Annotated in this window: 8 protein-coding genes and 1 pseudogene; 5 read left to right on the top strand and 4 right to left on the bottom strand. The window is 68.4% G+C overall.

Annotated features, from left to right (window positions below; all coding sequences use genetic code 11):
- Positions 1-578: 578 nt before the first annotated feature.
- Both ACZ5U5_RS39560 and ACZ5U5_RS39555 read left to right on the top strand, forming a co-directional pair.
- Positions 579-710 carry a hypothetical protein gene (locus ACZ5U5_RS39560; RefSeq protein WP_469031459.1) on the top strand — a complete coding sequence of 44 codons (132 nt, stop codon included), beginning with the start codon at positions 579-581 and terminating at the stop codon, positions 708-710.
- Positions 711-1,148: 438 nt separating this feature from the next.
- Positions 1,149-1,763: an RDD family protein gene (locus tag ACZ5U5_RS39555; RefSeq protein ID WP_469031457.1), complete on the top strand. Its 615-nt coding sequence runs from the start codon at positions 1,149-1,151 to the stop codon at positions 1,761-1,763.
- 179 nt (positions 1,764-1,942) lie between these two features.
- Here the strand turns inward: ACZ5U5_RS39555 and ACZ5U5_RS39550 are convergent, their stop codons facing one another.
- A complete protein-coding gene (locus tag ACZ5U5_RS39550; protein WP_469031456.1) occupies positions 1,943-2,641 on the bottom strand; it encodes an LbetaH domain-containing protein in 699 nt (232 codons plus the stop codon).
- Positions 2,642-2,730: 89 nt separating this feature from the next.
- Between ACZ5U5_RS39550 and ACZ5U5_RS39545 the strand changes: the two genes are divergently transcribed.
- Positions 2,731-3,606, top strand: a complete 876-nt coding sequence (locus tag ACZ5U5_RS39545; RefSeq protein WP_469031454.1) for a glycosyltransferase family 2 protein — start codon at positions 2,731-2,733, stop codon at positions 3,604-3,606.
- Here the strand turns inward: ACZ5U5_RS39545 and ACZ5U5_RS39540 are convergent.
- From ACZ5U5_RS39540 to ACZ5U5_RS39530, 3 genes and pseudogenes are all read right to left on the bottom strand, one after another.
- The gene (locus tag ACZ5U5_RS39540; protein WP_469031453.1) at positions 3,603-4,022 is read right to left on the bottom strand and encodes an NAD-dependent epimerase/dehydratase family protein; all 420 of its coding nucleotides are present in this window, start codon (positions 4,020-4,022) and stop codon (positions 3,603-3,605) included. The genes ACZ5U5_RS39545 and ACZ5U5_RS39540 overlap by 4 nt on opposite strands.
- Positions 4,023-4,146: 124 nt before the next feature.
- Positions 4,147-4,893 (bottom strand): annotated as a pseudogene (locus ACZ5U5_RS39535) (NAD-dependent epimerase/dehydratase family protein); the annotation flags it as partial.
- A 147-nt stretch (positions 4,894-5,040) separates the two neighbouring features.
- Positions 5,041-5,196: a DUF7848 domain-containing protein gene (locus ACZ5U5_RS39530; RefSeq protein WP_469031452.1), complete on the bottom strand. Its 156-nt coding sequence runs from the start codon at positions 5,194-5,196 to the stop codon at positions 5,041-5,043.
- 123 nt (positions 5,197-5,319) lie between these two features.
- Here ACZ5U5_RS39530 and ACZ5U5_RS39525 point away from each other — a divergent pair, with 123 nt between their 5' ends.
- The gene (locus ACZ5U5_RS39525; protein WP_469031451.1) at positions 5,320-5,550 is read left to right on the top strand and encodes a hypothetical protein; all 231 of its coding nucleotides are present in this window, start codon (positions 5,320-5,322) and stop codon (positions 5,548-5,550) included.
- Positions 5,551-5,809: 259 nt separating this feature from the next.
- Complete coding sequence (locus ACZ5U5_RS39520; protein ID WP_469031449.1) at positions 5,810-7,495, top strand: acetolactate synthase large subunit; 1,686 nt, start codon at positions 5,810-5,812, stop codon at positions 7,493-7,495.
- The last annotated feature ends 11 nt before the right edge of the window (positions 7,496-7,506 follow it).

Genomic DNA, 7,506 nt, shown 5'->3' with positions numbered 1-7,506 from the left:
CCGCTTCGCTCTGCCTCCGGCAGCCGAATACTCGAATCCTCCGGATTCTCCTTTCGCGCGTCTCCGCGCGAGTTGCCGCCCTCCGGGCGGGAGTTGCTGGAATTGCCCTCCGGGCTATTCCAGCAACTGTTTCGACTTCCAGTCGAAGTGAATTCCTGACTCCGTCATGAATTCCGAATGGGCGGTATTCGGGCTTGAATTGACGGGCCGTCATGTTTGTGTGCTGGCCCGGGTATTCGGGGTAATGCCCTCCGGGCATGTGTGCGGGAATTCCATTCCCGCACCGGGAAACCAGAATACAGATTTCCGGGGAAAAGTGAACTCCCGGAAACCATCACGGGGTTGACCCTCCGGGCCAACCCCAGGCGCACACGCCCACAGACGCCCTCTGGGCGCTCCTCCCGGCATCCAGGCCAAGAGACGGGCCTCCAGCCCTCACAGGACGGCACAGCCTCTCTCACGGGCCCCAGCGGCCCGAGCGCGGAGACCACCCGTCGACGCGCACCACCACACCCCAACCACACCCACCCACCATCGCAGTGCGGCACTGTCAGTGGGTCGTGACACAGTCATCCGCCATGGACACGGACACATTCTGGCAGCTCATCGACACCGCCCGCGCAGCCGAGGCACCGCTGCACGAAGCAGCCCAGCCGAGGCGTGTGGCACCGGCGATCGTGCGTGGGAGGCGGGCGGCCATGGACCACTAGGAGGCGTTCGCGATGTCCTCGAAGCGCGGGTCGCTCTGGTAGCCGACTTGCTGCGGGGAGCCGGAGGGTTTCGGGGCGTGTGAGGACTGCGTCACCCGCCCCATCCTGGCGCGTCCGCCGTGGGCTCTGAGGCCCTTTGAGCCGAAGTCGCCCGTGTGATGGACAGGACGTCTACAGGGCCCGAAGGGCCAGTTCGATAGCGGTGATCAGGAACAGTCCCGTGCGGTACGGCACCGCTTCGTATGGGGCTGTCGGCATGGTCGTCGGCACGCTGCACACCGTGATGGCGTTGCCGTCCTTAGGGTCCGTCCGCGGCGCCCGCGCGCCAGGGGCGGACGTCCCGAGGGGGCCGCGGGAGCGCCGCAGGCATGCATTTGTAGTCTGTGTGATCTACAGGTGACGTTCTGTCACCCACGTGCGAGAGCCAGGAGTTACGGCGTGAGCCACCCCCACCCGCAGAACCCGCAGAACCCGCAGAACCCGCAGGCGACGCAAGCGCCGTACGGCTATCCGTCATCACAGCCGATAGCCGGGGCCCTGCATGCGCCGTTCCCGCAGCCAGCGGCCAGCGCCCCATACCCGCAGCACCCGCAGACTTCGGAGTACCAGTCGTATGCGGGATGGTGGCAGCGGGCAGAAGCGTTCCTCGTGGACTGCCTGATCAACTTCGGCCCGATGTGGCTGGGCGTAGGTCTTGCAATAGTCGGCGAGGACAGCATGGGTGAGGGTTGGGCAGCCATGGTGAGCTGGGTGGGCATCGCTGTCACGATCGCCGCCTGTACCGCGCAGGCGATCCGCGAGGGCCGGACCGGGCAGAGCGTAGCCAAGAAGGCTTTCGGGATCCGCGCCATCCGCACGTATGACGGACTTGTGCCCGGCGTCGGGCTGGCCTTCGCCCGTCGGCTCTGCCAGTTCCTCAACTACCCGGCGTTCTGCTTGGGCTGGCTGTGGGCGAGTTGGGACCCCAAGAAGCAGACGTTCGCCGACAAGATCACCGGCGTAATCGTCATCCGCGCTGATGCTGGACCTGCAACACCACACGCGCACTGCTGATCGCCTGACGTGGCCCGTGTCGGTACGCAACTCGCGCAGTTGATGCGGTACGGACCACGATGGCTGCCGCTCTCGCTGCCCCGTTCACCGAAGCCCAACCGACCCGGCGGCCCCGGCAGGCCGCTCGGCTCGAAGCACCGGTGCCCCGCCACCCCGTACGACGTGGGCAAGACTGTCAGTCACCGAATCGGGCGCCCCCTACGTGGTCGTGCTCGTGCATCGGGAGCAGTCGGCATCGTGACGACGCTGCCCGCGGGGATGACACGTGCGGGGCCAAGGGTGACCCCGGAGTTGATCTGGCAGCCTCGGCCGAGGGCGACGCCGGGGCCGAGGCTGATGTTGTTGCCGGTCTGGACATTGTCACCGATGAGTGCCCCGAACTGTGGGGTTCCGCATCGATACAGGCCGTCGGGCAGGCGCAGGATGACTTCCCTGTCGGGTCTGCGCATGTCGCGGCTGAGGTGGATTGCTGCCACGGTGACGAGTGCGGACAGGTGGGTCTCGGCGCCGAGGAGGGTGCGGTTGATGCCGATGCGGTGGCCCAGGACGCTGCCCTGTCCGATGTAGGCGTTGGTGACTTCGCAGTTGAAGCCGACGCTGGTGCCTGGACCGATGACAGTGTGGCCGCGCACGGTGCTGAACTCCCAGACGCGGGCGCGGGGTCCGATGATCACGTCGTCGCCGACGATGGCATGAGGGTGGACGCGGGCTGTCGGGTGGATTCGGTGGCGGACCTGCTTGCGGGCATCGGCGTGCAGGTCAGGCCAGCGGGTGAGGAACTCGGCGAGGTCCAGGTCGCCGAGCCGCCCGTATGCGGTGCGCGCGAGGCCGGCGTCTTGCGAGGGCGTGATGTAGTCGCCCAGCGGTAGTGCGTGCACGTATGTCTCCTGTCGGGGCGTGGTCGGAAGTGGGCTCGGTTCGTCGGTAGGCTCGCCTGCCTCAGGCGGCGTATGGATGGAGTTCACTCGTGAGTCACCCGCGCTTTGGTATCGCGATCCTCACCATGGGTAATCGGCCTGCCGAACTGCGTGCACTGCTGGATTCGGTGGCCAAGCAGGATCTGGCGCCGACGCACGTGGTCGTGGTGGGCAACGGTGCTCCGCTGCCCACGCTGCCTGCAGGCGTACACGCGGTGGAGCTTGCGGAGAACCTCGGCGTGGCCGGCGGGCGCAACGTGGCCATCGAGGAGCTGCGACGGCTCGGCGACGTGGACGTGGTGGTGGACCTGGACGACGACGGTCTCCTGGTGGCCGCCGACGTGCTCAGCCACCTGGCCGGTATGTACGCCGCCGACGACTGGCTGGGCATCGTGTCCTTCCGCATCGCCGATGAACATGGGCAGACACAGCGCCGGCACATCCCCCGGCTGCGAGCGAAGGACCCGATGCAGGGCGGCGAGGTCACCACGTTCCTCGGCGGCGGCCACGCCCTGTCGATGCGGATGCTGGATGAGATCGGGACCTGGCCGGACGCGTTCTTCTTCACCCACGAGGAGACCGATCTGGCTTGGCGGGCGCTGGATGCGCGGTGGCGGGTGGTGTACGAACCGGCGCTGCTCCTGCAGCACCCGAAGACCTCCCCGGCCCGGCACGCGGTGTACTACCGGATGACCGCGCGGAACCGCGTGTGGCTGGCCAAGCGGCATCTGCCCGCCCTTCTCGTTCCCGTCTACCTCGGCGTTTGGGCTGCCCTCACGCTGGCCAGGACGCGCTCGGGGGCCGGGCTGCGGGCCTGGTTCGGCGGCTTTCGGGAGGGCGTGTTCACCTCCGGCGGCCGACGGCAGCCCATGCGCTGGCGCACGGTCGTGCGCATGGCACGCCTGGGCCGCCCACCCATCGTCTAGGCACGCGCCGTGCCTGCCTCCGCGTGCAGCCACGCGGGCAGCGCGGCTGGCCTCCGCTTGATCCATTGCGTGTAACGGACGATGCCTTCTTCCAGCGTGATCCGCGGGCGCCAGCCAAGTACGCGCTCCATGTGCACGGTGGAGGCACACCCGCCCAGCGGGTCGCCGGGAGGCATAGGCGTTTCCACCAGCTCGGCGCCATCGCTCTGTTCGGCGACCAGTTCGGCGACGCGGCGGATCGCGGTGGACAGCCCGGTCCCGATGTTCACCGTCTCCCCGTCGGCCTCCGGAGAGGCCAGGGCGAGGAGGGTGCCCTCGGCGATGTCGTCGACGTGCACCAGGTCGCGGACCTGGTGGCCGCCGCCGTTGAGGTGCAGCGGCAGGCCGAGGGCGGCACGGGAGGCGAACCAGGCCACGACCCACGAGTGGCTGGCGGGCTTGATGACCTGCGGTTCGCCGTAGACCGACAGCCCCTAAGACCAGCTTGGTCTGCACTTCCCCGAACGCCTTGGTGTTGGCATACACCGACAGGGGGCGCAGCGGCCGGGACTCGGCGAACCGCGGCGGAGTACGCCCGTAAATGCCGGCCAGCAGCTCCCGTGTGCCGCGGTGCTCATCGTGCGGCCCGGCCCAGTCGTCGGGGTTGCCGTTTCCGTACACCGACGCCGATGACACGAACACCATCCGCTGAAGCCGGTCGGAGGCTGCGGCAGCCGAGAGCACGGTTTGCGTGCCGGTGATGTTGCTGTCGATCGCGGCCTGGGGAGAGCGTGTGCAGGCGGCTACGTCGGCCAGGGCTGCAGCGTGGATGACGAAGTCGCTCTCACCGACCAGGCGGCGGACCAGGACCTGGTCGCGGACGTCGCCCACGACGATGTCCCGGCAGTCCGGGTTCACGTCGAACAGGTGCCGGTAGACATCGATGGGGTAGGCGTCGAGCGCGCAGAGCGCGACCGGGCGGGCACCGAGTTCGCGCAGACGGTGGGTGATCCGTGAGCCGATCAGTCCTGCGCCGCCTGTGACGAGGACGGTCTTGCCTTCCAGTGCGCGGAGCACGCGAAGCCGGTCGTTCACACTGCCTCCTGGTGACTGTGGCGGATCCCGCTCAGTGCGAGCGGCGGGGTTCCTTCGCTTGGCGCGGATGCGGATGGGATGGAGGAGCCCCCCGGCGGGCCGGGAGGTGAGTAGTGCGGGGTTGCGGCTCCTGCCCTTGTGCGGAGCCGTGGGTGTGATGGGGATCTTGGTCTGGGGCCCGCTCCCTGCCAGGCCGCATGGCGGGGGAGCCATGGGATGTGGGTCACCGGCAGGGAGCGGGGGCTATGGATCAGGGGCTGGCGGACGCGGCCACCCCGAGGACGAAGCCGCACGAGGCTGCGATGAGGATGATGAGGAGCGGACCGACATAGCGCCCCAAGTGGTTGACCAGGTGCCCTCTCACGGGTTCCTCCTCCAGGTCCGCCACGGCCGGGTGATGATCTCGCGATACGTGTGGTGCGACGGGTTGCGGCCGGAGTGCCGCAGGACCCAGTCCTGCGGCACGGTGAAATCCGTGCTCGTTTCAGAGGTCTGTTCGCACACCGCGCACTGCATCCGGTACGTGAGCGGTTCGGAGTCCGGCTCGCGATCGGTGAAGCACCCAGTCGGCTTGATAGACGACAGCGCGTGCGGTCATCTTGTGCTCTCACTGAGAGAGTTGGCCTGTGCGACCTTCGCGTGCAGACACTCGGAAGGCCCGGGCTCCCGGACCTGTTCCGGTGGGACATCCCACTCCGTGCCGCCGCCTGGAGGGCGGAGCTGTACGCGGCCGGCAACGGTGTCCATCACTTCACCGATCCGGTCCGCGAACAAGGCGACGGCCCTCTGCCCGCCTCGATGTCGATGCCGCCGATCCGGCAGGCCCGCACGGCGATGCGCGTGGTGCCCTGCACAGGCCCGTCGAATTGACGTTCCTACAACACCCTGAAGTCGTATCGGTCGGTGGCCAGCCGGTGCCCTGAGCAGCACCGATGCTCTGGAATGGCGTCCAGCACCCACCAGACCCTGGCTGCGGTCTCTGACGACGAGGAACGCTGGGCGGCGATCAAGAATCCGAGGGTCTGGCTCGTAAGACCCGGTCCGCAGGCGTCTGAGCGGTGGGCCCGGGTAGACGACTGACCGGTCCGCCCATCGGCGCGGCCGCAACCCGGGAGAGGACACGATCAGCGTGAGCGACGCCGAGCACCGGAAGCAGACCCCCGACGGAGCGGCCGAACTCCTGGTGCGCTGCCTGGAGAACGAGGGCGTCGAGGTGGTGTTCGGCGTGCCCGGCGAGGAGAACATCCGTTTCACCAACGCCCTCGCCCGCTCGGAGAAGATCCGCTACGTCCTCACCCGGCACGAGCAGGCCGCGTCCTTCATGGCGGAGATGCACGGCCGACTCACCGGCTCGGCGGGTGTGATGTCCGCGACGCTGGGGCCCGGCGCGATCAACTTGATGCTGGGCGTCGCCGACGCCATGACGAACAGCACGCCCGTCGTCGCGATCACCGCGCAGGTTGGCAAAGAGCGCAACTACAAGGAGTCCCACCAGTTCGTGGACCTGGTGAGCATGTTCGCCCCGGTCACGAAGTGGTCGGCGGACGTCCCGGCCACCCAGGCCATCCCAGAGATGGTGCGGCGCGCGTTCAAGACCGCAGAGTCCGAGCGGCCCGGCGCCGTCTACCTCGCCGTGCCCGAGGATGTCGACGAGGCGACGGACGGCTCGGACCTGCGCCCGCTGCGCAGGGACGTCGTACAGCCCGAGGCGCCGTCCCCGAAGCAGATCAAGCGGGCGGCTCAGCTGCTGCGGGAGGCACGCCGGCCGGTGATCCTCGCCGGACACGGCGCGGCGCGCGGCGGCGCCGAGGAGTCGCTGACGGCGTTCGCTACCGCACTGGACGTGTCGACGGCGACCACCTTCCACGGCAAGGGCGTCCTGCCCGACGACCACCCGTGCGCGACCGGCACGTTCGGCTTCATGCGGCGCGACTACACCAACTTCGGGTTCGAGGAGGCCGACGTCGTCATCGCCGTCGGCTACGAGCTGCAGGAGTTCGACCCGTCCCGGATCAACCCGGATGGTGACAAGAAGATCGTCCACATCCACCGCTTCCCGGCGGAGGTGGACGACAGCTACTCGGTCGATGTCGGCATCATCGGCGACATCGCCGCCTCCCTCGACGCCCTCACCACCGCACTCGACGGCCTGCGGTGGACCATCGACGACAAGGACACCACGGCCACCCGCGCGCTGCTGGCCAAGGAACTCGAGCAGGGCGCAGCGGACGAGCGCTACCCGCTCGCCCCGCAGCGCGTCATCGCCGACACCCGCGCCGCGCTCGGTCGCGACGACATCGTGCTGGTCGACACCGGCGCGCTGAAGATGTGGATGGCCCGGCTCTACCCGACGTACGCGCCGAACACCTGCCTCATCTCCAACGGCTTGTCCACCATGGGCTTCTCGCTGCCCGGCGCGCTCGCGGTCCAGCTCGCCAGGCCGCAGACCAAGGTGCTGGCGGCGGTCGGCGACGGCTCGTTCCTCATGCACTCCCAGGAGATCGAGACGGCTGTCCGCGAGAACATCCCGCTGACCGTGCTGATCTGGCAGGACAACGGCTACGGGCTCATCAAGTGGAAGATGGACCTGGAGGTCGGGGAGAACTCCAACACCGACTTCGGCAACCCGGACATCGTCCAGTACGCCCGCAGCTTCGGCGCGAAGGGCTACCACATCGAGTCCGCCGGGGACCTGCTGCCGACGCTCCGTGAGGCACTGGCGGACCCGGGCGTGTCGATCATCAACTGCCCGGTGGATTACGCCGAGAACATGAACCTCATCGAGCACCTCGGGCGCCTCGACTCGGCGCTCTGACCCGCCCGCGC

The organism is Streptomyces sp. NPDC033177 (assembly GCF_055577715.1).
The sequence above is the reverse complement of the archived record's forward strand: the minus strand, read 5'-3'. Positions and strand labels throughout refer to the sequence as shown.